This is a genomic window from Microvirga aerilata, assembly GCF_016743775.1.
Classification (GTDB): Bacteria; Pseudomonadota; Alphaproteobacteria; order Rhizobiales; family Beijerinckiaceae; genus Microvirga; species Microvirga aerilata.
Map to the genome: position 1 here is coordinate 1 of NZ_JAEQMY010000306.1, position 1,062 is coordinate 1,062.

General features: G+C 63.3%; 1 protein-coding gene. It reads right to left on the bottom strand.

The window, feature by feature from the left end; translation table 11 throughout:
• The coding region (locus JKG68_RS32500) for a DUF6880 family protein (RefSeq protein ID WP_202066568.1) at positions 1 to 998 on the bottom strand (998 nt) is incomplete at its 3' end.
• Positions 999 to 1,062 lie beyond the last annotated feature (64 nt).

A 1,062-nucleotide genomic window follows, 5' to 3' on the forward strand; every position in this document is an offset into this window, starting at 1 on the left:
TAGGAGCGCAGGTGCTCCGGGCTGAGCGAGCGCTCAAAGCAGACCCAACGAAACGCCTGCGCCTCATCCGCTCGCCCAAGGGCCTCGAGAACCGCAATCCGGGTCAGCTCCCATTCGACCGGGATCCAGCCAGGTCTGTCCAGATCGACGGCGTTGATGGCGGCCCACGCTTCTTCCGCGCGGCCTGCAGCCAACAGCCGTTGCGCGATCTCCACAGCAACACTTGGGACGCCTCGTGCCTTCTCACTTTGCTGGGCGATAAAGGCGTCCACATCCCCCTGCGCATCCGCAATCGCCGCCAGCGCCAATCGAACAACGCTGCTGCGATGGCGCTCCGCCAGGTCATCGGCGTACAGGGGACCACTCATCCCCCAACCGACGACCTTCCGGTCTTCAGCACGAGGCTCCTGCCGCGGCTCCTGTGACAACTTGAGGATGAGATGCTTAAGGTGGTCGAGGCCAGTCGGGCCGAGGGCCGGGGCCAGAACCGCGACCAGACCGTCATACTGACCATACTCGTTCTCGATCAGAGCACGGTAGGCGTGCTCGGCCAGCACGGTGGGCGCGGCATTCGCCGCGATGGCAATGTCACCAAGATCACGGCAGGCCGCCTGAAAGACCGCGATCACGCTGCCACTGCTGTCGTCACAGCGGTTGAAGATCGGATTAGCAAGTGCCATGAAGCGCCAGAGGAGGTCCAGCGCTTCACCTGCATCGACTTTGGCGACCTGACTGATAGCCTGTCTCTGGGTCTCGAGATCCGCAACAAGGGCCTTGCGCTTGTGCCAATCAACGAACGAGCGAGAGCGGGCAATAGCGGTCAGGCGCTTGCGGATCTCCTGAGCCATGTCGGCAGGGCTGGCGGCGCCGGCCAGTTCCAGCCGCAGGCGGCGTTGGGCTGCTGCATTACCCCGGCTGATCTCGATCAGCAGTTCAGCCAGGCGATCGGACCCAAGCGCCTCGAGGTTCTTAGCGTTCAGAGTCTTCCGTGAGGCCATGTCGCATCCCAGGTGCGTCCAGGGCTCTCATGTATGGGGCAGTCCGATCTTGATCAATCCTTGG